This window comes from Saccharibacillus sp. CPCC 101409 (assembly GCF_030518235.1).
GTDB lineage: Bacteria > Bacillota > Bacilli > Paenibacillales > Paenibacillaceae > Saccharibacillus.
Map to the genome: position 1 here is coordinate 105,879 of NZ_JAULSA010000001.1, position 24,488 is coordinate 130,366.

The following is a 24,488-nucleotide window of genomic DNA, read 5'->3' on the forward strand; positions in this document are numbered from 1 at the left end:
TTTCGCAAAAAAGCAACCAGGCATTCATAAAAGCCGGCAGGTTACCGAAGTAAGGTGTGGAGCAATTTAATTTGCACAAATATAGGCGGAACGGAAAAGGAGAGCACCAGTTGAAGCTTACGATTAAACAAAAACTGCTCGGCGGATTCGGCGCAATGATCGTAGTCATCGTCATCTTGAACACCATCACCAATTTGAGCACTTCCATGCTGAGAGACCGGTCGGATCTGCTGCGGGAGCAGAATATTCCGAACGTCGTTTCGCTTGAAAAAATGAACGATCGCCTGAAGACGACCGATCAGCTGGTGATGCGCAATATTCTGGATACGGACAACTCGAAAATGAGCGGCAGCCAAACCGAAATCGATCGGAACATGAACGAATTTACCGAAGCGCTGAGCGCTTATGCGGCTTCGCTGACTTCGGACGAAGAGAAACAGGAAGCCAAAGCGCTGAGCGCAAACTTTGCCGAGTATACAAGCTCCGTCGGACGGATTCTGGAGCTGTCGCAGGCCAATCGGGACGAAGCGGCGGCCCGGGTGCAGACCCAGGCGGAAACGATTGTGACGCAGATGACCCAATCGCTCGGCCAACTGATCGACCGCAATATCGAGGTCATGAACGGCGCGGCGCTGGAGCAGTCCGAAGCGACCCGCTCCATGTTGACCACTTCCATCGTGTCAGTGACGGTCGCTCTGGCGCTGGGCGTTCTGCTGGCTTTCCTGATCTCGGGCAGCATCACGCGCCCGCTGGGACGGATGACCCGGCAGGTGGGTTATATGGCGGACGGCGAGCTGGACAAGATCGACGAGCTGCCGACCGGACTCAAAGGCGAACTGGGACGACTGGCCGCCGTGCTGCGGCAGATGGGCGAGAACCAGCGCGAGATTCTGCTCGAAGTCGAGCGGACTTCCGGGGCGCTGGCGGCTTCGGCCGAAGAATTTAAATCGGTGGCGCAGGAGAGCGCGACCGGAGCGGAGCATTCGGCGACGTCCATGCAGCGCATGGCGGAAGCGAGCGAAGCCCAGCTGTCGAATTCGCGCCGGGGCGGCGATCTGATGCAGCGCATGCTCGACAAGATCGTGGTGATCCGCGACCGCGTCGGGGAAACGTCGGACACGGCCGGGGCGGCCGGCTCGCATTCCGACGAAGGCAGCCAGGTGGTTCAGGAAGCGGTCAGCCGGATGGAATCGGCATCCGCGGGCATGAGCGAAATGACGGAAGCTGTCGACGCTTTGAACCGCCGTTCGCAGGAGATCGGCGGCATCGTGCAGCTGATTACCAATATCGCCAAGCAGACCAATCTGCTGGCGCTCAACGCTTCGATCGAAGCGGCGCGGGCGGGCGAGCAGGGCCGCGGCTTCGCGGTCGTCGCCAGCGAGGTCGGCAAGCTGGCCGAGCAGTCGTCGGCTTCGGCGGCGCAGATCATCGAGATGATCGATCTGGTGCGCCGGGACGCGGAGCGGCTGAGCGATGTGATCGGCCAGGCGTCGGAGCAGGTAGCGGCGGGCCGCGATTCGGTCGATGCGACCGGCGGTCTGTTCGGCCGGATTCGCGAGACGGTCGGCCGGGTCGGCATGCAGAGCGATCAGGCGGTGCAGGCTTCCGGCGAGATGGTGCAGGTAGTCGAGACGGTGGCTTCGGCCATTATGGAAGGCGGCTCGCAGATGGAGCGGACGGCCGAAGAGATCCAGAACGTCTCGGCGGTGTCCGAACAGCAGGCCGCCGCGATGCAGCAGATGTCCGCAAGCGCCGTGTCGCTGTCGGAAATGGCCGGCGAGCTGGAGCGCATGGTCGGCCGGTTCAAGCTGTAAGTTGTTTTTGCCGCGTCCTCGATACGAAGTTGGACAGGGACCCCATTCCTAAAGGTTTGGGGTCTTTTTGCCGATAAAAGTCAAGATAGCCTGCAAGCAAGGCAGCGAGCGGACGATGCGAGAAACGCAGGCGGACAAAAAGGGAGTGGAAGCATGTTGGGGGACGGTAAAAAGAGATGGAAAAAAACGCTGGCGTTCGCGCTGGCGGCTTCGCTGCTGCTCGGGGGAGCGGCGGCGGTCGGACCGGAACAGGCGGAAGCGTACAGCGTCTGGAATGTGTACAGCGACGCGATGAAGCTGGAGAAGCAGGGGAACTACGCCCAGGCGATCGCCAAGTACGAACAGGCCGGGCGCGAACTTGCGGCCGGACGCGAATACGGCAACGCGGGCCGCATGTACCGCAACGCGGGCGAAGTGTACGTCAAGCTGTACCAGTACGACAAAGCGGTATCCAGCTGGGATCTGGAGTCTTCCTATTACGCCAAAGCCGGCCTGACCCAGGACAGCCTGGCGGTCAAGAAGAAAGCGGACGCGCTGCGCAGTTCCGTGCAGCTGTATTACGAGAACGGTCTGTCGGCCGCCGCGCTCAAGAACCGGGGACGCGGCCTGGCGCCGCTCGAACCGGCGAACGGCGCGCTGATCGGCGCTTACGCGGAGCAGGACAAGCAGGTGCACAGCAGCGCGGGCGGCAAATTCTATACGGACAACTTTCCCAAGCTGACCGGTAAAAAGCACGCGGGCTACCTGGTCTATTTCTCGTACGGCCAGCCGCTGTCTTCGGTCCGCACCCATATCGAGAAAGCGAAAAAGAACGGAACGGCGCTCGAACTCGGCGTGCAGCCGCTGTCGGGTCTGGGACAGGTCAAAGACGACGCTTATCTGCACCGGCTCGCCAAAGACGCGGCCGCTTCCGGCGTGCCGATCTTTCTGCGCTTCGCCAACGAGATGAACGGCAACTGGACGCCCTGGACGACCACGCCGAAAAATTATATCGAGAAATTCCGCCTGGTCGCCGACGTCTTCCACAAAGAAGCGCCGGACAACGTCGCGATGGTGTGGGCGCCTGGCGCGAATCCGGTCGATTCGATCCCGTCTTATTATCCGGGCGACAAATACGTCGATTGGGTGGGCGTCAGCCTGTATTCCATCTACAATCCGACCGGCGATCCGCTGGGCCAGGGCATGGACCGGACCAGCCATATCGAGAAGCTGGACGCAATCTACAAGCTGTACGCGGACCGCAAGCCGATCATGATCGCCGAAGGCGGCGTCTCGTATATGTATCCGGAGAAAAAGCGCGACGTGACCGAATGGTCCGTCTACCAGACGCAGCAGCTTTACGCGACGCTGCCGATGAAGTATCCCAAGGTCAAAGGAATCTTCTGGTTCGACGTCGATTCACAGGGAACCGGCGACCGGGTCAAATATTACGGCTTGTCCGGCAACGCCAAACTGCTGGCGGCTTACAAGAAGCTGGTGTCGAGTCCGTATTACCTGAGCACGGTGGGCGACGGCACCACGCTGGTCTACAGCCCGATCGCGCAGACGGTCCCGGCCAAGAGACTCAAAGTCTCCGGCTACGTCAAAACATGGTCGCCGACGCTCGGCAAAGTGGTCTACGAAATCGGCGGCAAACAGGCCGGCGTCTCGACCGCTCCTCCCTGGACGGCCGAGATCGACTTTGCCAAATACAAAGGCAAAACGATCACGATCAACGTCCGGGCGTACGATAAGCAGGGGAAGCTGGTGAATACGCAGGCGGTGAAGACGAAGGTGCAGTGAGCAGATCGAAAAGGCGCGCTTCCCAAAGGAAGTGCGCCTTTTTCCGTAAACCTACGCAAATAAATTTCTATTCAAAAACGCAGCTGCTCAAAAATCGGCTTCAAATAATCTGCGATCGAATCATAAGTCAAAGGAGATCGAAGCAGCTGTGCAGTAAGGACTTCGTAATCGTTTTGATAAAAATTCGAGTTTAACAATTCAAGCAGTTTCTCTGTAAAAGGATATTCAGGTGCGCAGGAAGGGTTGTGTATAAGATCGGCGGAAAGATCGGATTTCAACGATTGATACAGGGTGCGGAGTTCATTTTGATTGTGTTCGACCCGAGGCCAGAGGTGATATAAATCGTATAAGTGTCTGGAATTTCCAAGCGAATTTTTAAGTTCAAAACGATCGCATAAAGCGAAACATTTGTCGATAAACGTCCGGCTCAAACAGGGTAGGGCACAAAGTGACAATAAGTTTCAATCAACAAATGATTTTTCAAATGACTATCGGTATATACATTCGGATAGTTCACTTCGTAACGGTTAAACTTGCGGCGTGACTGAACATCCTCAAGATTACCGATCGCAAGCCCTGCTTCTTCGACGGATGTCAAAATCTTTCTTTTTAATGTTCGGCGCTGAGCATCTGAAGGAGGAGAAAGATTCTCTTGAAAAAAAGAAAGATCGATATCTTCCGAAAAACGATCGATTAATTTATAGGCTTTGGATAGAGAAGTTCCACCTTTGAAAATAATTTCGGGTATATGTTCACCGATAGTTTTGAGTACGACCGAGACATAATAATCTTTTTCAATAATAGCTTCGGCTATCCGAAAATATTCGCTTGCAAGAATCAACAATTATTGAAAAGTTTCTTTATCCTCGTATAAGTACATGATCCAATTCCAACTCCATCAGACGTTTGGCTGTTTTGTTCGGATAGTTTAATACGATTGTTCGGATTATCTCCGAGGAAAGTTGTAAATCATCCAAATAAGAAAAAGCTTTTCGTTTCAGCGTTTGAGTATCCACCTCGGCATAAATTTCGGTTTCGGATAGCAGATCAAGAATCTGAAGAAGTTTTACATTTTGCGCAGTTACAGGCACACGTGGAGATTTCAAAGTTAGCCGATAACTTTTTAGTTGGATCGTTCTTCGTTTACTGGCAGTTTTTTCTGTTACAATTTCAAGATGTTGGGGAACTTGAGTCGTAATCCCTAACTGATTAGCAAAAGCAAGCCCGGACAAATATCCGTAAACCCGGTCGCCCGAACGAATATATTTTCTTTCGACGACCAGGCGCTCGCTTAGTTTGCTATTTTGTTTAAGCACTGAATTCCATTTAGTGAAAAAATAGACGCCGTTACTAAACCGTTGGAGTTCTTCATTTTGCACCATTCGATTCAGGTTTCGACGCAGACTTTCTGCCGAGAGGTTGACATCCATATGTTTGAGTTCGTTAGCAATAATTGGTTCGTTATAGCCGTAATTTTCGAACAAAATTTCTTTGAGCGACATGGAATCTCTCCTTTCACTTATTGAAATTATACCCTATTTTTAAATTAAAAGTTCAAAAACGAGACAAAATGATGTTCAATGACTTTTTGCATCTGAATATTATTGTAGAAGTTTTATCGTGTTAATAGGGCTGTTTCTATACGCGGCCTTATAAACTCCGCATTCCGCTTCATTCTCGTTTTCGGCACTTTTTTTAGTCTTCAAATCGAGAATGAATTGGATTTTCGCGGGACAAACTGCTGGACTGAAAACTTAATCATTTTATATTTACGAAAGAAGGTTGAATCATGCCCGGCTTTTTTTATATCATACTTCCGATTCTTTGGTTATGTATTTGTCTTCAATTTATCCTTCGCAAATTCTATGTTGATGACTTATCGAATATCGGAATGAGCTTGTCGGGAATCTTGACGCTGTATGGATTCTCACATGAAACATCGATCTATCCTTCACTTTTATATTTTGTATACTTGAGTGCTACTATCGCATTTTTAATAGTTTCGATTATTAGCTTTGTATCAGCTAAATTTAAATTGAAAAGAGATTGAAACGGTTAGACTTTGTTGGGGACTCAGGATTTTCTTCGATTTCTCTATTTATTAAGCGCAGCGCAGCTTGTAAGCTGTGCTTTCAAAGTGCCGAGAAAGCCGGGTAGGGTGTCAAACCAAAAATAGCGGCACAGGTACACTTATTTCGGACGAAACGCTTCGGCTGCTTCAAATAGCTTCACTCATACAATTATTTTAGAGAAAAAGACCGAATAGGAGCGTAAAAGTTCGAAATAGTTGTACTAGCGCAGCTATTTGCTCGGAAATGCAAAATTTACCCGAAATAAAGGCCTATATGATGCTATTTTGAATTCTTGTTGACTCTTGCTTCGGTTTCCGTTTATTTTAACGCATCGTCGTGTCTCGACAATCTGGAAGCACAGCTTATAAGCTGTGCTTTTTTGTCATGCTAAATTCCGAGAATCTTGGGGCGTGTTTGAGAACTCCGAAGGAAGCAGATTTTGCCGAATTTTCGTTCTCCACAAGGAACTTTTTCGCAGTCGTGCCGGGGCACGTCAAGAGAAAGTGACGCCGTCGGCGAATGAAGCGTGTACGCTTCTGGTACGGTTCATTCGTTGAATGAAGCGTACACGCTTTAGGTACGGTTCGGTTCATTGGAGGGCGAAAAGGCGGTAAAAGATGCACGTCGTTGAGTTTTCAAACACGACCTAATTAGGCGATGCAAAAGACCGGTTTATCTTATACGACAGCAGATGCCGCGCATAAGCTTCCGCGCTGCGCGCGATCTCGTCGTCGCTCATGCGCGAGCCGGCTCCGTACAGTACGAACGGGGCTTCCCAGCCGGCTTCGAGGTAGCGGGCGGTCGTGGCGAGCGGGCTCAGCAGCGTGTGGATATCGAGACGGTACCGGCCTTCGCGCCGATAATCGTCTTCTTGGCTGCCCCCGGAAACAGCGGCGCCGATCGTTTTGCTCGCAAACAGGTCGATGCCTTTGCCGTATGCCCAGTCTTCCAGCAGTACTTCGTCCAGCCACTGCTTGAGCAGCGGCGGGGAGCTGAACCAGTACAGCGGGAACTGGAGCACGATTCGATCGTGATTCTCCGCCAGCCGCTGTTCGCGCGCAATATCGATGACGCCGTCCGGGTATTTTTCGTACAGCGAACTGATCGTAATTTCTTCGGGATAGCGCCGAAGTTCTTCCAGCCACCTGCGGTGGATGCGCGATTCGTGCAGCGCCGGGTGAACGGCGATGACCAGCGTTTTCATGGGACAATCCCTCCTCGTTTGAATTCCGGTGCGGAATACGGCTCATTGTAGGAGAGTCGAAGAACGTTGTGAAGTACGCACTTTTAGGTAACTGCACGCGGCCCGAACGGTTAGCGCGCGGAATTCTCCGCCGAATCTGCTGTTTGCGCCGAACGTTCGACGGCCGGATCTTCCCTGTGCTCGTCGTCGGCAAAATCGTCTTCCAGCATCAAAGACCTGTCGCCGTACACCCGGTCCAGATGCGCTTCGCCCCAGTGGCAGAAAAAGTCGAGCACGTCGATCAGGCCGCTTCCGTATTCGCTCAGCGCGTATTCCACTCTCGGCGGCACTTCTTCGTAATCGCGCCGAATCAGCAGCCCGTCCCGTTCGAGCTCCCGCAGCTGCTGGGTCAGCATTTTGGGACTGACGTTCGGGATCAGCCGCTTCAGCTCGTTGTAACGTTTGACGCCTTCGACCAGATGGTACAGGATCAGGCTTTTCCATTTGCCGCCGATTACGTCGAGCGTGACTTCGACGCCGATCCGGTACTTTTTTGACGGCTGCTGCATATGGGTTCACTCCTTTATTCGGCGTTCTGCGCGGTTTCGCCGGCGGTTTCTTTGCTAACAGCATAACAGACTGCGCCGCTTCGCCGCGATCTTCGGCCGCGCGCGAACAGCCCCGATTCCCGCAAAACGCGGAAACGGGGCTGTTTTTCGGTGCTCGACCGGCGGCGCAGTCTTTTACTTGCCGCTCCAGATCACGTCGATCCTGTTGTAGCCTTTATTGCTGCCGGTGCCGGGAGCGCCGTCCAGCGTAACGGAAAAGGCGCTGCCTGCGTCGATAATCGTGAAGGACGATGCGCTGACCTGTTCGGATTTGCTCGTCGCGCCTTTTTTGGCGAAGTACTGTTTGTACGTATTGCCGAGCGATTCCAGATCCTGTTTGGTCAGATAGCTGAACGTGACGGACTTCTGCCCGGCGGCCGATCCTTCGATCACATCGTAAACTTTGGCGTCCGAAGGCAGCGGGAAGTCGGCCGGCAGATTCTGCGGACGCTGCACCGTCGACGTGCCCGGGGAAGTCGTGCCGCCCGACGAAGACGAGCCTCCGATCAGGACTTTGCTGTTCTTCGCGTCGTAAGTCACCGAAGTGCCCAGCGCTTCGCCGACCGAGCGGACCGGCAGGTACGTGGTGCCGTTGTACGTGATCGGGGCGAGCGTTTTTCCGTTTCCGTCTTTGGGCGTATACGCTTTTCCGTTGACCACGATGCCCAGACCGTAGTTCAGCGACGCGCGGATATCCTGCAGATTGCTGCCCGCGTACACGCCGGCCGAAGCCGTCAGCGTCATGCCCAGCGCAATGGCGGTGACCGCCAGCTTTTTCTTCATCGTTCTATCCATCCTTCCGATTTCGAGGTATACCGACGTGCGTATTGTATGTATGTTCCATTGTATGTAAGGCCGGTAAAGTCAATTACCCAGAATCTTTTGAATTTTAAACGAGTTGGGCGGCACTTATGTGATCTTTTTCCAGGTAATTGATAAGAAACGGGCCGGTAAACGGATAAATGATGCAACTCCCGGCGCAAACGGGCGTAAAAAGGCGTAAGACGCATCGTAAAAAATCGTTCAAAGGAGCGTGACGACATGGATCTTTATTTTGCGGACAACTTTTTCAATATGGGCGTGACGAAGATTATGAACGAAGCCGGGGAGATGGCGGGCACGATCGATCTGAAGAGCGCTTTCGGTTCTTCCGTCGACGTTTACGGCTTGTCCGGATCGCTGCTGTACACAGGCAAATTCCAGCTGATGCTGAACCGGTGGAGAGTGCTGGACAGCGCCGGAAACGATATAGGGCTGCTGCGTCCAAGGCTTACTTTTTTTACCAAAAAGTTCGAATACGACGCGGGCGAAAACGGGGTGTACGAGATCGAATCGCCGAACTTTTCCAAAGAATACATCGTGACGGAACGCGGGCAGACCGTGGCGACTTTCGCCAAAACGAACGGCTGGCTGCGCACCGACGCTTACGGACTGCGCAATGCTTCGAGGCTGGACGATTACGAGCTGGTCGCCGTCGTGATGGGCGTAAACGCGATCCGCAAGCGGCAGAATTCGGCGGCAAGCTCCGGCGGCGCGTAACCGCGCAAATTCGGCCCAAGCCCGTCCGAACGCCTATGCAAACCCGCGGCGGGCGGCGCAGCGGCAAACTTTTCCCGGCTTATGGTACACTGAAAGAAAAAGATCGGGGAGGCTTTGCCGAACGTGAAAAATTTGCTGGTTACCGGCTACCGCGCAAGCGAGCTGGGCATCTTCAACCAGAAGCATCCGGGCATTCCGTTTATCCGCGAAGCGATCAAGCGCCGGCTGATTCCGCTGATCGAGGAAGGGCTGGAGTGGGTCATCACCCCCGGCCAGTACGGCGTCGATCTGTGGGCGTGCGAAGCGGTTATCGAGTTGAAAAAAGAGTATCCGCAGCTCAGGCTGTCGGTGCTGGCCGCGTTCGCGAATATGGACGAGAAGTGGAGCGACGAGAAAAAAGAATACTGGCAGGAGCTGCTCAAAGGCATCGACTATTACGGCCTGGTCAGCAAAGAACCGTACAGCGGGCCGTGGCAGTTCAAAGCGCGCGACGCGCTGCTGCTGCGCAAAACGGGCGGCATGCTGCTGGTCTACGACGACGAAGCCGCGCCGGGCAGTCCGCGCTACTTCAAGGAAGACGCGGAGAAGATGCGGGACGGGGAGGGCTATCTGCTGATCCAGATCACGCCGGAGGATATCCAGTCGGTGGCGGACGATATGCAGAGCGAGCTGGCCGATACGCAGGGCGGGGACTGGGGCTGATCGCCCGCATCGGCCTGATCGATTGAACGTGCGCCGACCGGCCGGGCGAGGAAAAAAGGAATGGCCGGTCTGCGAAAGAACGGAGGGATCCGGATGGAGCTGCATTTCGGCGGCAAAAAGCTGGCGGTCGGCAAAGACCGTATTCGCACGTCGGACGGCGCGCCGGCGGGAACGATCGAACTTCACGGCAGCAAAGGTTCCGTGTATGTGCTGGACGAGCAGGATTACGTGCTGTTCCGGGCTTTTTGCGAGCGGCGGCCCAAGCGCTGGTCGGTGCTGGACGACCGCGAGGAACTTGTCGGCACGCTGCGCATGCAGCCCGGGCTGCTGCGCCGCAGGGTGTTCGAATACAACACGTACGCGAACGGCGTTTACCGGATCGAAGGCATCCGGGGAGAGCGCGGATACCGGGTCGAAGGGCCGGATACGTCTTTTTTCCTTGCCCGCCGGCGCCACTGGTGGAAAATGAACGCGTATACGCTGGATGTGCCCGAGACCGGCGCCGTGACCCCGCACGAGTGGGCAGCCGTGGCGATGGGCATCGAAGTGCTCCGGGAGCGCTCGCTGATCTGGGCGGACCTGATCAGCGGCGTGCTGAACTGACGGCGCCGACTCTGCGGCTGCGGGATTCTGCGGCGGCCGATTCGAAACGAACGCAGACGATTCCCGCTGAATATTGCGCAGATGCATCATTTCGAGGAGATATCGGCTTTAAACTAAAAAATGTTGCGGAGGTGCATCATTTTTCGGCTTTTTCCAGGCGAAATACGGAAATGGGCTGAAAATGATGCGCTCTCGCAACATTTTTCGATAAACAGGCACAGCGGCGGCGAAAATGATGCGCATCGGCATCATTCGCGCCTGCCGCCAACGGTAGACGGGACTGCGGCGTTACCGGCGCGAGAATCCTTCTTCGGCCAGATATTCCTCGGCTTCTTCATGCGTTTCGAACGCCATTTCCAGACTGGACCCGGAGTAGATAAAGAAGGTCTCGTCCTCGCATCGAAGCGTCAGCTCCTGGCCTTCGGCGTCGGTCCAGACATCGGCGTCGCCGGAAGGGAAGGCGGAAGCCGCGGCGGACGGGCGGCACGCGCCTTGAGCGGGCGATCCCGGCGACGGCGCGAGCGAGCGGATCGAAGCGTCGACGATCTCGCGCAGCTGCGCTTCGGTATAGTCGCGCACGTTGACCAAGCCTTTGTCGTCCGTCTCGTAATCGCCGACCAGTCCCGCGTAGACGAATCCGTTGCCGTTTTTATGAAAATGAAAAGCGACCGTTTTTTTCTCCTGCGCGCTATCCGGATAATGGTAGTTGACCCGGCCGAGAGAAACGTCTTTGCGTTCCAGCTCCGGGAAAGAGTCGAGGATCGCGATTTTTTTATCGAAAGTCAGCATAATTGAATATAAAACCTCCAGGGGGATAAAGTCGTAAAGTCGGTGTTCGACGGTTCCGCGGCGCGAAAGCCGCCTGTTATTATAACACGGGCGGCATGCGGTCGGGCGGCGAAACGCGCTTTTTTACAGCAGTCCCGCCAGCTTCAAACCGTAGGCGATGCCGTCGTCCTCGTTGGTTCTGGTGACCCACCTGGCGATTTCTTTGACTTCCGGCAGGCCGTTGCCCATGGCGACGCTGTTCGGAACGCCGGCCAGCATCTCCATATCGTTCAGCGCGTCTCCGAACGCATACTGGCGCTCCGGCGGAATGCCGAGTTTCTCCGTGATCTTGCGGATACCGGCCATCTTGCTGCCGCCCGCGGGCAGTACGTCGGCCGACAGCGGCGTCCAGCGGATAAAGTCCAGCGCCGGGAAGATCGCTTCGTACAGCGCTTCGTCCGCCTCGCTGCAAAACAGCGAAGCCTGGTACACAAAGCGCTCTTTGTAAAAATGCGGGTCCGGCGTCGACAGCGAAATATAATTCAGCATCATGCCGAAGCCCTGGGCGACGAATTCGTCGTCGGGAACGGTCGCTTTCATTTCTTCGTCGTCGATCAGAATGACCGGGTGGTTATGCTTCAGCGCGATATCCGTCATCTGCTCCAGCGAGCGGGTGTCGATCGGATTGGTGTAGATGACTTCGCCGTTCAGGACGACATACTGCCCGCTGTAGCTGACGTACGTGTCGATGCCCAGCTCTTCGCGGATCTCGCGGAACATGAACTGCGGCCGTCCGGTGGCGATGGCGACGATATGTCCTCTGCGTTTCAGCTCGAATACGGCTTCCCTGGCGGACTCCGGAACTTTCTTGCGTTCGTCCACCAGCGTGCCGTCGATATCGAAAAAGATAATGCTCTGCTCCATTTCCGCGTCCTCCTCGAAATTTTTTTGCGATGTCGTCGGCTACAGCAGCCCCGCCAGCTTCAATCCGTAGGCGATGCCGTCTTCTTCGTTGGAGCGGCTGGTCCATCTGGCGGCGGCTTTGGCTTCCGGCAGGCCGTTGCCCATGGCGACGCTGTTCGGGATGCCTTCCAGCATCTCCAGATCGTTCAGCGCGTCGCCGAACGCATACTGGCGCTCCGGCGGAATGCCGAGCTGTTCGGTAATCCTGCCGATGCCTTTGAATTTGCTGCCACCGGCCGGGAGAACGTCGAGCGAAAAAGGATGCCAGCGCACAAAATCGAACGATCCGAACAATTCTTCGTACAGCTCTTCCTCGCCTTCCGCGCAGAACAGCAGAGACTGGTAGATAAACCGGTCTTTGTAGTAGAGCGGATCGTGCTTCGGCAGCGCGCCGATATTCAGGGTGCCGATACTTTCGGCGACCCGGTCGTTCCCGGACACATTGGCGCGCATATCTTCATGGTCCATATAAACGACCGCGTGCTTGTTTTTGAGCGCCAGATCGGTCAGCTTTTGCAGCGCGTCTTCATTCAGCGGATTGGTGAATACGACTTCGCCTTCGTGCACGACGTACGAGCCGTTGTAGCTGACATACGTATCGATATTCAGTTCCCGGCGCACATGTTCGAAAAAGAACGGCGCGCGGCCGGTGGCGATGGCGACGATATGGCCGCGTTTTTGCAGCTCGGCGATCGCTTCGCGGGTTGACGGATTGATCTCTTTGGCGTCGTTCAGCAGCGTGCCGTCGAGATCGAAAAAAACGATGCTGCGTTCGTGTTCCTGGCTTGCGCTCATATGGGTTTCCCTCCGTTTGCAAAGTCCCGCTTGCGGGCGGCGGACTTCGCTTTCTCTCGCGGTTGCTTTTTATTTGTCTGGTCCATTATAACACGACAACCGTTCGCGGCAGGGCAAGCCGTTCGGCCGCCGATGACTCTTTTACCCGCGGACTGTGTTATAATAAGTCCGGAATTCCAATGTAAGCGTTATCGAAGACGGCGAGCAAATCAAGCATCTTACTAAACCGCATTTCAGGAGGTAGACGATGGCCCTTGGAACAAGTATAACGATACGTTTGGAAATGGATAAAACCCGGGTCACGTTCGGCGAGGTGGCCGCCGCGATCGGCGAAGGCGGCGGCGACGTGGTGGCGATCGACGTGATCCACGCCAGCGCCGACAGCACGATCCGCGACCTGACGATCAATCTGCCGGAAAGCGCGCGCGAAGCGGTCCTGAAAGCGGTGGGCGAGCTGCCGGGAACACGGATCGTCAACGTCTCGGACCGGACTTTCCTCGCCCACCTGGGCGGCAAGATCGAGATCCGGGCGAAGACGCCGGTCAAGAACCGGGAAGACCTGTCGCATGTGTACACGCCGGGCGTCGCCAAAGTCTGCATGGCGATCCACGAAGATCCGCAGAAAGCGTTCACGCTGACGATCAAGCGCAATACGATCGCCGTCGTCTCGGACGGCACGGCGGTGCTGGGCCTGGGCGATATCGGACCGAAAGCGGCGATGCCGGTCATGGAAGGCAAAGCGATGCTGTTCAAGCAGTTCGCGGGCGTGGACGCGTTCCCGATCTGCCTGGATACCAAAGACCCGGAAGAGATTATCCGCGCGGTCAAACAGATCGCGCCGGCATTCGGCGGCATCAATCTGGAGGATATCTCCTCGCCGCGCTGCTTCGAGATCGAGCGCAGGCTGGCCGAGGAACTGGATATCCCGGTCTTCCACGACGACCAGCACGGCACGGCCGTGGTCGTACTGGCGGGGCTGCTGAACGCGCTGCGCATCGTCGGCAAGAGTCTCGAAGACGCGAAGCTGGTCGTGCTCGGCGTCGGCGCGGCGGGCGCGGCCTGCATCAAGATGCTGCTGGCGGCCGGCGCGAAGAACCTGATCGCCGTCGACCGCTGCGGCGCGCTGCACCGGGCGGAGAAGTACGACAACGAGATGTGGGAATGGATCGCGGGCAACTGCAACCCGAACGGGGAAAAAGGCGAGCTGGGCGACGTGATCGCCGGAGCGGACGTATTTGTCGGCGTGTCGCGGCCGGGCCTGCTGACGGTGGAACATATCAAGTCCATGGCGCCGGACCCGATCGTGTTCGCGATGGCGAATCCCGATCCGGAGATCGACCCGGAACTGGCCGAGAAGCATGTGCGGGTCATGGCGACCGGACGCAGCGATTTCCCGAACCAGATCAACAACGTGCTCTGCTTCCCGGGCATGTTCCGCGGCGCGCTGGACTGCCGCGCGCGGGTCATCAACGAAGAGATGAAGGTGGCCGCCGCCCAGGCGATCGCTTCGGTCGTGGAAGACGACGAGCTGAACGAACAGTACATCATCCCGAGCGTGTTCAACGACAAAGTCGTGGACCGCATCCGCCAGGGCGTCGTCGAAGCGGCGCTGCGCACCGGCGTGGCGCGCCGGACGCCGCCGGATTTCCGGTAAGCCAAGCGGCTTGCGTGAACCCTGCGGACTGAGCAGGGAGGACGGGACCGGAATATTTAAGACGCGTCGACGGAAGAATGATCCGTCGGCGCGCTTTTTTTGTTATGCGCCTGAATATGCAGCACGCCAAATACTTGCGCAAACAATATTTTCAAAACCGCAAGAAAGGGGTACAATATAATATATAGTATAAAAAATATAGTTACTACGGAAAAGAGGAAGAAACATGCAATTCACGGATAAAGTCGTTCTGATAACGGGAGCTGCCGGCGGCATCGGAATCGCCGCAGCCAAAGCGTTTGCCGCGGAAGGCGCCAAGCTGGCGCTGGTCGATCTGAAGCTCGAACCGCTGCAAAAAGCGGCCGAAGCGCTGGAAGGCACGGAAACGCTGCTGCTTACGGGCAACGTAGCCAAAGAAGCGGACGTGCAAAAATACGTCGAAGATACCGTCGCCAAATACGGCCGTATCGACATCTTCGTCAACAATGCCGGTATCAACGGCACGTTCGCTTCGATCGTCGATCAAACGGAAGAGAACTTCTCGAACGTCTTCGGCGTCAACGTGATGGGCGCGTTCTTCGGGCTCAAACATGTGCTGCGCGTGATGCAGGAGCAGAAAAGCGGCGCCATCGTCAATACCGCGTCGAACGGCGGCCTGCTGGGCGCACCGGGCATGGCCGCGTATGTCGCGTCCAAGCACGCGCTGATCGCGCTGAACAAGACGGCCGCGCTCGAAGCCGCCGATTACGGCATCCGCGTCAATGCGGTCGCGCCGTCGGGCGTCGATACGAACATGATGCGTTCGATCGAAACGAACGCCGCGCCGGGCTCCGAGAACGAAGCCCGCAAGAACTTCGAGAACAGCGTGCCGCTGAAACGCTACGCCGAAGCGTCCGAGATCGCCGACCTAATGGTCTTCCTCGCGTCGGACAAAGCGTCGTTTATCACCGGCTCGTACTACCGCATCGACGGCGGGCAGGGCGCGACTTCGGTCTGATTCCGCTTCATCGGGTCGAGAAATGTCTTCAAATATCAACCCAACCCCGAAACGATCATAGCCAGCGATAAAAAAGCGGAAAAAGCAGCAGTCCATTGATTATCATGGACTGCTGCTTTCTTTGACGATTTTTCAGCTCGTTAAACAAGTACTCGATTAAAAGATGCTCCTTGTAGATCCACCGATCTTTATTATTTTCTTGCATGGGGATCAACGTTTTCGGTACTCCGTTAAATCCTTATCGACCATGAGCAACGAAATCGGTTCTATCATTTATCGTCTATCGTCCATATAAAAGATTTTGATTTAATCCGCTTGATTTTGCTCTCATACAATTGCCGATCTTCTAAAAGCGTGTGGGGTAATGTGAAATTGTTCCTTGAATGCTCTTTGAAAATGGCTTTGGCTGGAAAAGCTAAGATACGAGCTGATTTCGCTAATACTTTTGTCGGTGAAGGCGAGCAGGTCTTTGCCTTCTTCCAACTTGCGCTCTTTTATGAAATCGCTTAGATTCTGTCCGAGTTCTTTTGAGAACCTTCGGGAAAGATAGGAGCGATTGTAGCCTACATGATCGGCCACGTCTGCAACGGTTATTTTTTTATTTGTGTTCTGTTCAATAAATTGGACGGCTTCGTATAACGTATTGTCCAATTTAGCGAATGAACCGGCGTTTTTGACGCGATGTGTGTAATCGCGCAGTACCTGGCTAAATAAATAAGAAATAGAAGAGCTATCGGTCATACGTTCGACATGTTCCAGATATACATTGTATAACTGGTATGAAATGCTTGGAGTAAGCCCTCCCCTGATAGCAGCCCGCGAAATTAAAGCGATTTTAGCTATGAATTTATTTCGAACCTGCCGAAGAGTATCACTTTCGTTCATACATATTCCCGATTTCTTTACTCTATCCGTTAACAGTCCCAAGCCGTCTAAATTTCCGGTTTCCACATAATGAAACATTTCCGTTTCCATACTATAATTATTGTCCAAAATTTCTTCTTCTTTGTAATCGTATAAGTCCGTCGAATATTGTTGATGAATGGACTGTTTGATTTTTCCTTTTGTACAAGCGGTAATGTCCCGAATGGTACATTGCAAATTATTCAAAGTAAGATTGATGAAAATAAGGGAATTCAAAAAAACATCCAAATTTTTCGAAGGTATGTTATGGAAAAACGCAGAAAATTCTTCTGTTTCAGATAGAGTTGCTGAAAATTCCTTGCCTATATGGAGTATCGTTTCTTCGGAATAGGAAATGTCGTTTATAGGGCCGATCACTAGCGAATAGCCGTATTTCTCAATCTTGACACATCCGTAATAAGCATGAAAGGAAGTCATGACATAAGAGACGATATTCGGTGTGTTCCACATTTGCGACAAGTAAGAAAGGGGCGGCAAAGTATCCTTATTTTGTTCAGGGTAACAAATCCTCAAGTCGTCGTGCTCGTATAAGTACACAGGAATATAAAACGTTTGATATAAATATTCGCAGTATTTCGTGAAGTCGTGCATTGCTGTCCCTCCGGAATCCCAATATTGAACCGTCCAAAGAAGTCTGCTCTACGATGTCGCTATTGTATAAAAAAACAAACATACATGCAATATTTTTAAGGGTGTCGAGTTTACAATAAGCATTGTAATCGGAAAAGGCAGTCCTTGTTTGTATGAGGACCCAATTTATTTGAATGAGGAGATGAAACAATTGGCAGCTGCTTTTGGCGCTAAATCGACGACGGAAGATGTTCTGGCCGGTATTGATCTTAAAAATAAGCGTTATCTTATCACGGGTGTTTCTTCCGGAATGGGCATTGAGATCGCCCGGTCGCTGGTGGCTCACGGTGCAGAAGTGGTTGGTACTGCGCGTAATCTCGCAAAGGCCGAAGAGGCAACGGGTCAAGTGCGTACGGCTGCCGAGACAAGCAGTGGAAGCTTTGATGTTATCGCTCTTGATCTGGCGGATTTGGAAAGTGTGCGTACATCAGCTGATAAGCTGGTTGCAGACGGCGGCGCCTTTGATGCAATTATCGCGAATGCCGGTATAATGGCGACCCCATTCGAAAGAACCAGGGATGGATTTGAAAACCAGTTCGCGACCAATTATCTGGGGCATTTCCTTTTCGTGAACCGTATCGCTTCTCTGATTCGGGAAGGCGGCCGACTCGTTACGGTTTCTTCAAACGGCCACCGCTGGGCCGATATCGATCTGGAAGACCCGAACTTTGAGAAAAGAGCTTATGATCCATGGGACAGCTACGGCGCAGCAAAAACGGCCGTTGTACTGTTCGCGGTTGAGTTTGACCGGCGGTACCGTGATCGCGGTATAAGAGCGACTTCTCTGATGCCGGGGGTAGCGAATACGGGGCTTGGCCAACACTTGACACAAGAGGATCTTGCGGCACTCATAGAAAGAACCGAACGTGAAAATGCAGCAGCGGATCTGCCGCCATCCGAGTTCAAAACAATCCCTCAGGTTGCAGCGACATCTGTTTGGGCCGCGGTCGCAGCCGACGGAGACGAGATTGGCGGACACTACTGCCAAGACTGCCAGGTTGTGCCGATTGACGATACACCGGGGCTCCGCAGTGCGGTAATGTCCTACGCAGTGGACCCTGAGCGTGCTAAATTGTTGTGGACAAAGAGTGAAGAATTGGTCGGCGAACACTTTTAAATCGTTGAATGTAAAACGGTCTTGTCCCGGGAATAAACCGGATCAAGACCGTTTTCTTTTTTTGTTTATTTGGATAAAAAATACTCACCGGATATTCCGCAACCTTTAAGACGGCAAGTAGTCCGTTTGATTGCTTGCCGATCTGAATAATCGCCATGAAATTCGTGACTATCCATAGGGCCGGTTTTTCTGCTTGCTGTCGTCGGCTCCGCTTTTTTTATCGCTGCGCGAACGTACGCGGGCGGGAACGGGCCGAGAACGCTCGCGGGAGGCTCTCCGCCGCGGGATTAACGCGCATCCGGCGAGGGCTGCCGGCGGAACGCCGCGCCGGGGTGGTCGTCTGGCAGCTTCCGGCGGCCCGGTCCGAACAGCCGCTCGCGCAGCGTGTCTGCTTCGTATTCGCGCCGGAACAAACCGCGCTGCTGAAGCACCGGTACGACCAGCTCGACGAAGTCGCGCAGCGTATCCGGCAGCAGATAGCGCTCCAGATTGAAGCCGTCGATATCCGCGGCTTCGGCCCATTCCTGCATGCCGTCGGCGATATCTTCCGGCGTTCCGCACAGCCGGATGCCGCGGAATTCTTTGTCCGCGAAGTTGTCGGCCACCTGCCCGGCGGTCTGCACGCCGCCGGAGTGGCGGGTATAGCGCTCGGTATGCGAGCGACCGCGCTCCGTGCGGATTCCGGCGAACGGAGCGTCCGGGTCCAGCGAAGCCAGGTCGATGCCGGTCGCGTTCTCGTAGGTGAGCAGCGCGGCTTCGCGGCTGCGGTAAGCCCGGTAATCGGCTTTTTTGCGCGCGGCTTCCTCGCGCGTGCGGCCGACGACGGCCGACAGGCCGGAGAAGATCTTGATGCCGCGCGGATCGCGCCCGTGCGCTTCGGCGCGCCGGCGGATATCGGCCGCCTGTTCGCGCAGCGCTTCGATCGTCGGCGCTTTGAGGAATACGCCTTCCGCGTGCTTCGCCGCGAAATCGCGCCCGCGCTCGGAGCTGCCGGCCTGGAACAGGACCGGCGTGCGCTGCGGCGAAGGCTCGCAGGCATGCGAAGCCTCGAGCTTGAAGTACCGTCCTTCGTGCCGGACGACGTGCACTTTCGAAGCGTCGGCGAAGATTCGCCGCTCTTTGTCGCGCAGCACCGCGCCGTCTTCCCAGCTTCCTTCCAGCAGCTTATAGCTGGCTTCTAGGAATTCGTCCGCCTGCTCGTAGCGCTCCGCGTGGCCTGGCGCTTCGCTTCGGCCGAACGCTTTGGCCGCGCTGCTTCCGCCGGACGCGACCACGTTCCAGCCGATTCGTCCGCCGCTCAGATGATCGAGCGTGGAGAAGCGCCGCGCGTTGGCGAACGGCTGCTCGAACGTCGGCGAAGCCGTCGTCACGAAGCCCAGCCGGGTAGTCGCGGCGGCCAGCGCCGACAGGATCAGCATGGGATCGGCGACCGGCGCGTACACTGCTTCGCGCAGCGCCAGTTCGGGCTTGTTCTCGGGGTAGCCGTAAGAGTCCGCGAAGAAAATAAAATCGAATTTGCCGCGCTCGAGCAGTTGGGCGATCTCGATCCACAGCGGCAGCGTGTTGTAGCGATGGGACTCATTGCGCGGATGCGCCCAGAGCCCCTGGGTCATCTGGTTGGGCGTGAGAATATCGAATACGCCGAGATGCAGTCTGGTCATCGGATAAAGCTCCTTTCCGTATCGTTCCTGTGAAATACGATCTACAATAACGGAATATTCGCGCCATATCCAATTGAAAAAGCGAAACTTGCAGTTTAATAAAACGAAATCAGTACGGCAGCGCGATCTCCGCCACGCTGTGCGTGATTTCTTCGATCAGGTCTTCGGTGATCTTCGCCGGAGCCGGCCCCCCGCGGCGGGTCAGCAGCCCGAGCACCGGGCCTTCCGACAACCCGTCGATCGGCTTGACGATCGTGCCGGGCAGCGGCGGGGACACGGCGACGACCGGGGCGAGCGCGATGCCGATGCCAGCCTGGACGAAGTATTTGATCGCCGTGATGCCGGCTACTTCGACGGGCGGCTGGCGCAGCGAACCCACCTGCACGGACAGCAGCGCTTCGATGCGGATACGGAACGGGCAGGTGCCGGGCGTGAACAGGAATTTCTCGTTTTTCAGGTCGCTCAGCCGCACGCGGTCCAGCCGTCCCAGGCGGTGGCCCGCCGGAAGGAGCAGCACGAGCTGCTCGTATACCAGCGGCGAGAAGTCCAGATCGAGATGCGATTCCGGCTGGTTGCACAGCGCGATATCGATCTCGTCGTCCAGCAGCATGCGGATCAGATCGCGCGAGGTGCCGATCTTGACCTGGAGCTGGACTTTGGGCTTGCGCGCGGTGAACGACGCCAGGATGCCCGGCAGCCGGTTGCTGGCCGAAGGTTCGGACGCCCCGATGCGCACGATGCCGGCTTCGCCCGACACAAAGTCGCTGATTGCCGTATTCATCGCTTCGTATTCGCGCAGCAGCGCTTCGGCGCGCCTGCTGAACAGCCTGCCCGCGCTGGTAAGCGTGATCGTCTTGCCGCGGTCGAACAGTTTGAAGCCGAGTTCGTCTTCGAGCTTCTTGATCTGGACGGTCACTGTGGGCTGCGAGTACTGCAGCGCTTCGGCCGCTTTTTGGAAGCTGCCCAGCTTGACGATCGTCTGGAACGTTTTAATTAAGCGAATCTCCATTCCCGCTCCTCCGTTTCTCCATAAATTCAACAGCTTTCGACAGCTTTGCGGCGGGCCGGATTGCGAGAATTTAATATTTTTAAATTGAGTGTTTAAAATTTTCAATTATACGTAAATCGTGATTTGTCCTATTATAACAGACATATACCCGACTAAATCAAGTGGAATACCTGACAAAAATATTTAACCCGAAAAGGAGTTTTCTAACGATGCCGAATGAAAGTTTGTACATCCGCCGTTCCCGGTCTTATTCCGCGGACTTCGCCGCCGCGAACCCGGAAGCGTTCAAAGCGTTCGGCGCGTTCAACGCCGCCGTGTTCGCGGACCGGGAGCTGAGCCTCCGCGTCAAAGAACTGATCGCCGTCGCCGTCGCCCACATCACCGGCTGCCCGTACTGCATCGAAGCGCATGTGCGCAAAGCCAAAGCGGCCGGCGTCGACGCCGCCGAACTGTTCGAAGCGTCCGCTGTGGCCGCGGCTGTCAGCGCGCATTCGAGCTTCTATAACGGGCTGCACGCGCTGAACGCTTACGAGGATTCGCGTCGGGAAGAACTGTACATACGCGCCGACCTCGAGCGGATCGGGCGGCTGGAAGACGAAGCGCCGGAAGCGTATACCGCCTTTTTCGAATACGTGGAAGGTGCGCTGCGCCCGGTCCGGCTGACGCTCAAGGAGAAGCTGCTGATCGCCGCCGCTTCGGCGCATGTGACGGGCAGCGCCTACAGCATCGAGATTTTCGCCGCGCGGCTGCGCGACGCCGGAGCTTCGCTGGCCGAAGCCGCGGAAGCGGTATTGTCGGCGACCGCGCTGGCCGCGGGCGGCGTGCTGGCCCACCGGGTGCACACGATCGCCGCGTACGGGCGCGAATGAACAGGGTCCGCGCCGCCGCTTTTTTCGACAAGACCAAAGTAACCGATCCCTATTCGCCAACCCCAAGGAGGAACGCCTTATGAAGTCCTACCGCTCCAGAATCGGATTGACCCTCGGCGCGCTGCTGCTTGCTTTCGCGTCGGGATGCTCCGACGGCCCGGACACGACGGGAGCGTCGTCTTCGGCAGAAGCGAAGGCGTCCTCGCCGGCCGCGGCCGTTTCCACGGATACGCAGACGCAGGGAACGCAGATCAAATACCCGCTGAGCCAGAGCCTGCCGACGCTCGATCCGCATTTGTCGCTGGGCGGCAGCAATGCCACGGTCGTGCTCAATATTTATGAAGGATTGTTCGCGTTCAACGAGAATTACGAGCCGGTGCCGATGCTGGCCGAGTCGTTCGACGTCAGCGAAGACGGCCGGACTTACACGTTCAAGCTGCGGCAGGGCGTCAAGTTCCACAACGGCAAAGAAATGAAAGCCGAAGACGTCGCCGCCTCGCTCAACCGCTGGAAAGACACTGCGCCGCGCGCCAAAAGTTCTTTCGGCGAAGCTTCGTTTAAAGAAGACGGCGATTATACGGTCGTGCTGGAACTGAAAGATCCCAAAAACGATATACAGGCCCAGCTCAGCCACGTGCTGAATTTCGCGGCGATCATGCCGAAAGAAACGATCGATTCCGCGTTGCCGGACGGCGTGACCGAATATATCGGCACCGGCCCGTTCAAATTCGTCGAATGGAAAAACGACCAGTACGTGCATCTCGCGAAGTTCGACGATTACCGGCCGGTATCGTCCGAAGCTTCGGGTTTCTCGGGCAAAAAAGAAGCGCTGGTGCAGGATGTGTACTTTACGCTCGCAACAGACAACGCCACCCGCTTCTCTTCGTTTCTGGCCGGCGATTTCGACGCGGTGGATATCAACAGCGACACGCTGCCGCAGGTGGAGAACGATCCGAATATTACGCTGATCAAAGACCTGTCGTCCGACTTCAATCTGGTGTTCAACAAGAAATCCGAACTGTTCTCGAACGTGAAGTACCGGCAGGCGGTCACGGCCGCGCTCGACGCGGACCAGATCCTGCTCGCCGTCACCTCGACGCCCGACCTGTACCGGCTGAATCCGAGCTATATGTACAAAGAAAACGCGCAGTGGTACAGCGAAGCCGGCAGCGAAGCTTATAACCAGAAAGATCCGGACAAAGCGAAAAAGCTGCTGGAGGAAGCGGGGTACGCCGGACAAACGGTGCGCCTGCTGACCACGAAGGAGACCGGCAATTTCTACAATGCGACGCTGATGCTGCAATCGCAGCTTGAGCAGATCGGCGTCAAAACGCAGATCGACATTTACGATTACGCGACGATGCTGACCAAGCGCGGCGAAGAAGGCTCGTGGGATCTGTATCTCGGCCCATTTCTGGTGCCGTCCACGCCTTCGCAGCTTCTGTACCTCAATCCGACCTACGGATTCGCCGACGACGCCGAGCTGGCGAAGCTGCTGCAAAACGCCACGTCCGCGATCGGCGAAGACAAGATCAAGCAGGCCAACGACGAGCTCCAGGCGTACGAATGGGAGTACCTGGCCGCGGCCAAGATTGGCGATACGTACAAGTACACCGCGATCCGCAGCGATCTGAAAGGGCTGACGCTGCTCGGCGGGTTCCCGAACCTGGCGAATACGAGCGTCAATCCGTAACGTGGAGAAAGCGGAACGGGAACGCGCGAAGCGCGTTTGCCGGTTGGGGAACACGGGCCGGCGAACATCGAACGTTTGAAGCGAAAGGAGACGCTTATGGGCGCTTATCTGCTAAAAAGGATCGGGGCACTGATTCCGACGCTGCTGATTATGTCGGTGATCGTGTTCCTGATCGTGTACCTGATTCCCGGCGATCCCGCGCGCGTGATGCTCGGCGAAGGCGCGGACGAAGATTCCGTGCGGCAGCTCCGGCAGCAGATGGGGCTGAACGAGCCGCTGCTGCGGCAGTATGTCGACTGGGCGCTGTCCGCGCTGCGCGGCGACATGGGCGACTCGTACGTGCTGCGCAAGCCGGTCACGCAGGCGATTCTCGAATATATGCGGCCCACGCTGTCGCTTGCGGTCGCGGCCGAAGTATTCGCGCTGGCGATCGCGCTGCCGCTGGGGCTTCAAGCGGCGAGCCGGCGCGGAGGCTGGGCGGACCGGCTGCTGTCGGCGTATTCGCTGCTCGGCATGACGGTTCCGGGCTTCCTGCTCAGCTTGTTCCTGGTGCTGCTGTTCTCGGTCAAGCTGCACTGGCTGCCGGTGTCGGGCTACGCGCCGCTCAGCACGGGACTCGGCAACTTTCTGAAATACCTGATTCTGCCGGCGGTGTCGGTCGGCGTGCTGATGTCGGCGCTGATCGCGCGCATGGTGCGCGCTTCCGTGCTGGAAGTGCGCAATCAGGATTACGTGCGGACCGCCCGGGCCAAAGGCGTGCGCGAAACGCGGATTCTGTACCGGCATATGCTGCGCAACGCGCTGATCCCGATCCTGACCGTGGTGGGCGGCACGTTCGGTACGCTGGTCGCCGGAGCGGCGATCGTCGAAACGATCTTTAATATCCCGGGCATGGGGCAACTGCTGGTCAGCTCGGTATCGCACCGCGATTACGCCGTGGTGCAGGGAATCGTGCTCGTGATCGCGGGCATGTACGTACTGGTCAATCTGGCGGTGGACCTGCTGTACGCGGCGGTCGATCCGAGAGTGAAGATTCGCGGGTGAAAAAAGGCCCTCCGAACAGGGACGAAGGGAAGGCGCCGGTTGGTCGAAATCCGACGAGCGG

General features: G+C 56.0%; 22 protein-coding genes. 11 read left to right on the plus strand and 11 right to left on the minus strand.

Annotated features, from left to right (window positions below; all coding sequences use genetic code 11):
• Window positions 1–110: 110 nt before the first annotated feature.
• Entirely contained in the window at window positions 111–1,814 is a 1,704-nt protein-coding gene (locus tag QWJ34_RS00465) for a methyl-accepting chemotaxis protein (protein ID WP_302725084.1), read from the plus strand.
• A gap of 153 nt (window positions 1,815–1,967) precedes the next feature.
• On the plus strand, window positions 1,968–3,596 hold the full coding sequence (locus QWJ34_RS00470; protein WP_302725085.1) for a glycosyl hydrolase: 1,629 nt from the start codon (window positions 1,968–1,970) through the stop codon (window positions 3,594–3,596).
• A 427-nt stretch (window positions 3,597–4,023) separates the two neighbouring features.
• Here QWJ34_RS00470 and QWJ34_RS00475 read toward each other — a convergent pair whose 3' ends face one another.
• The 5 genes from QWJ34_RS00475 to QWJ34_RS00495 form a co-directional block, all read right to left on the minus strand.
• Complete coding sequence (locus QWJ34_RS00475; RefSeq protein WP_302725086.1) at window positions 4,024–4,440, minus strand: nucleotidyl transferase AbiEii/AbiGii toxin family protein; 417 nt, start codon at window positions 4,438–4,440, stop codon at window positions 4,024–4,026.
• A gap of 16 nt (window positions 4,441–4,456) precedes the next feature.
• Window positions 4,457–5,098, minus strand: a complete 642-nt coding sequence (locus QWJ34_RS00480) for a DUF6088 family protein (RefSeq protein ID WP_302725087.1) — start codon at window positions 5,096–5,098, stop codon at window positions 4,457–4,459.
• A gap of 1,216 nt (window positions 5,099–6,314) precedes the next feature.
• Window positions 6,315–6,872, minus strand: coding sequence for an NAD(P)H-dependent oxidoreductase (locus QWJ34_RS00485; RefSeq protein WP_302725088.1), 558 nt, complete (start codon window positions 6,870–6,872; stop codon window positions 6,315–6,317).
• 110 nt (window positions 6,873–6,982) lie between these two features.
• Complete coding sequence (locus tag QWJ34_RS00490) at window positions 6,983–7,420, minus strand: winged helix-turn-helix transcriptional regulator (protein WP_302725089.1); 438 nt, start codon at window positions 7,418–7,420, stop codon at window positions 6,983–6,985.
• 174 nt (window positions 7,421–7,594) lie between these two features.
• Complete coding sequence (locus QWJ34_RS00495) at window positions 7,595–8,242, minus strand: stalk domain-containing protein (protein ID WP_302725090.1); 648 nt, start codon at window positions 8,240–8,242, stop codon at window positions 7,595–7,597.
• A gap of 258 nt (window positions 8,243–8,500) precedes the next feature.
• Between QWJ34_RS00495 and QWJ34_RS00500 the strand changes: the two genes are divergently transcribed.
• The 3 genes from QWJ34_RS00500 to QWJ34_RS00510 all read left to right on the plus strand — a co-directional run bounded on the left by QWJ34_RS00500 (window position 8,501) and on the right by QWJ34_RS00510 (window position 10,303).
• The gene (locus QWJ34_RS00500) at window positions 8,501–8,998 is read left to right on the plus strand and encodes an LURP-one-related family protein (RefSeq protein WP_302725091.1); all 498 of its coding nucleotides are present in this window, start codon (window positions 8,501–8,503) and stop codon (window positions 8,996–8,998) included.
• Between the two features lie 123 nt (window positions 8,999–9,121).
• On the plus strand, window positions 9,122–9,700 hold the full coding sequence (locus QWJ34_RS00505) for an SLOG family protein (protein ID WP_302725092.1): 579 nt from the start codon (window positions 9,122–9,124) through the stop codon (window positions 9,698–9,700).
• Window positions 9,701–9,793: 93 nt separating this feature from the next.
• On the plus strand, window positions 9,794–10,303 hold the full coding sequence (locus tag QWJ34_RS00510) for a hypothetical protein (RefSeq protein ID WP_302725093.1): 510 nt from the start codon (window positions 9,794–9,796) through the stop codon (window positions 10,301–10,303).
• Between the two features lie 288 nt (window positions 10,304–10,591).
• Here QWJ34_RS00510 and QWJ34_RS00515 read toward each other — a convergent pair whose 3' ends face one another.
• From QWJ34_RS00515 to QWJ34_RS00525, 3 genes are all read right to left on the minus strand, one after another.
• Complete coding sequence (locus QWJ34_RS00515) at window positions 10,592–11,092, minus strand: hypothetical protein (protein WP_302725094.1); 501 nt, start codon at window positions 11,090–11,092, stop codon at window positions 10,592–10,594.
• A 123-nt stretch (window positions 11,093–11,215) separates the two neighbouring features.
• Window positions 11,216–11,995, minus strand: coding sequence for a Cof-type HAD-IIB family hydrolase (locus QWJ34_RS00520; RefSeq protein WP_302725095.1), 780 nt, complete (start codon window positions 11,993–11,995; stop codon window positions 11,216–11,218).
• A gap of 39 nt (window positions 11,996–12,034) precedes the next feature.
• Window positions 12,035–12,829, minus strand: coding sequence for a Cof-type HAD-IIB family hydrolase (locus QWJ34_RS00525; RefSeq protein WP_302725096.1), 795 nt, complete (start codon window positions 12,827–12,829; stop codon window positions 12,035–12,037).
• A gap of 247 nt (window positions 12,830–13,076) precedes the next feature.
• On the opposite strand from QWJ34_RS00525, the gene QWJ34_RS00530 reads away from it, so the two are divergent.
• Complete coding sequence (locus QWJ34_RS00530) at window positions 13,077–14,483, plus strand: NAD-dependent malic enzyme (RefSeq protein WP_302725097.1); 1,407 nt, start codon at window positions 13,077–13,079, stop codon at window positions 14,481–14,483.
• Window positions 14,484–14,709: 226 nt separating this feature from the next.
• Window positions 14,710–15,480, plus strand: a complete 771-nt coding sequence (locus tag QWJ34_RS00535) for an SDR family NAD(P)-dependent oxidoreductase (RefSeq protein WP_302725098.1) — start codon at window positions 14,710–14,712, stop codon at window positions 15,478–15,480.
• A 327-nt stretch (window positions 15,481–15,807) separates the two neighbouring features.
• On the opposite strand, the gene QWJ34_RS00540 is transcribed toward QWJ34_RS00535, so the two are convergent.
• Window positions 15,808–16,995, minus strand: coding sequence for a helix-turn-helix transcriptional regulator (locus tag QWJ34_RS00540; protein WP_302725099.1), 1,188 nt, complete (start codon window positions 16,993–16,995; stop codon window positions 15,808–15,810).
• A 169-nt stretch (window positions 16,996–17,164) separates the two neighbouring features.
• Between QWJ34_RS00540 and QWJ34_RS00545 the strand changes: the two genes are divergently transcribed.
• Window positions 17,165–18,151 carry an SDR family NAD(P)-dependent oxidoreductase gene (locus QWJ34_RS00545; RefSeq protein ID WP_302725100.1) on the plus strand — a complete coding sequence of 329 codons (987 nt, stop codon included), beginning with the start codon at window positions 17,165–17,167 and terminating at the stop codon, window positions 18,149–18,151.
• A 287-nt stretch (window positions 18,152–18,438) separates the two neighbouring features.
• Here QWJ34_RS00545 and QWJ34_RS00550 read toward each other — a convergent pair whose 3' ends face one another.
• Both QWJ34_RS00550 and QWJ34_RS00555 read right to left on the minus strand, forming a co-directional pair.
• Window positions 18,439–19,812, minus strand: a complete 1,374-nt coding sequence (locus QWJ34_RS00550) for an LLM class flavin-dependent oxidoreductase (RefSeq protein WP_302725101.1) — start codon at window positions 19,810–19,812, stop codon at window positions 18,439–18,441.
• 109 nt (window positions 19,813–19,921) lie between these two features.
• Window positions 19,922–20,821 (minus strand): LysR family transcriptional regulator, encoded by a 900-nt coding sequence (locus QWJ34_RS00555; RefSeq protein ID WP_302725102.1) that lies wholly within the window; start codon window positions 20,819–20,821, stop codon window positions 19,922–19,924.
• A 209-nt stretch (window positions 20,822–21,030) separates the two neighbouring features.
• Here QWJ34_RS00555 and QWJ34_RS00560 point away from each other — a divergent pair, with 209 nt between their 5' ends.
• The 3 genes from QWJ34_RS00560 to QWJ34_RS00570 all read left to right on the plus strand — a co-directional run bounded on the left by QWJ34_RS00560 (window position 21,031) and on the right by QWJ34_RS00570 (window position 24,427).
• Window positions 21,031–21,690, plus strand: a complete 660-nt coding sequence (locus QWJ34_RS00560; RefSeq protein WP_302725103.1) for a carboxymuconolactone decarboxylase family protein — start codon at window positions 21,031–21,033, stop codon at window positions 21,688–21,690.
• Between the two features lie 79 nt (window positions 21,691–21,769).
• The gene (locus tag QWJ34_RS00565; protein WP_302725104.1) at window positions 21,770–23,383 is read left to right on the plus strand and encodes an ABC transporter substrate-binding protein; all 1,614 of its coding nucleotides are present in this window, start codon (window positions 21,770–21,772) and stop codon (window positions 23,381–23,383) included.
• A gap of 96 nt (window positions 23,384–23,479) precedes the next feature.
• On the plus strand, window positions 23,480–24,427 hold the full coding sequence (locus tag QWJ34_RS00570) for an ABC transporter permease (protein ID WP_302725105.1): 948 nt from the start codon (window positions 23,480–23,482) through the stop codon (window positions 24,425–24,427).
• Window positions 24,428–24,488 lie beyond the last annotated feature (61 nt).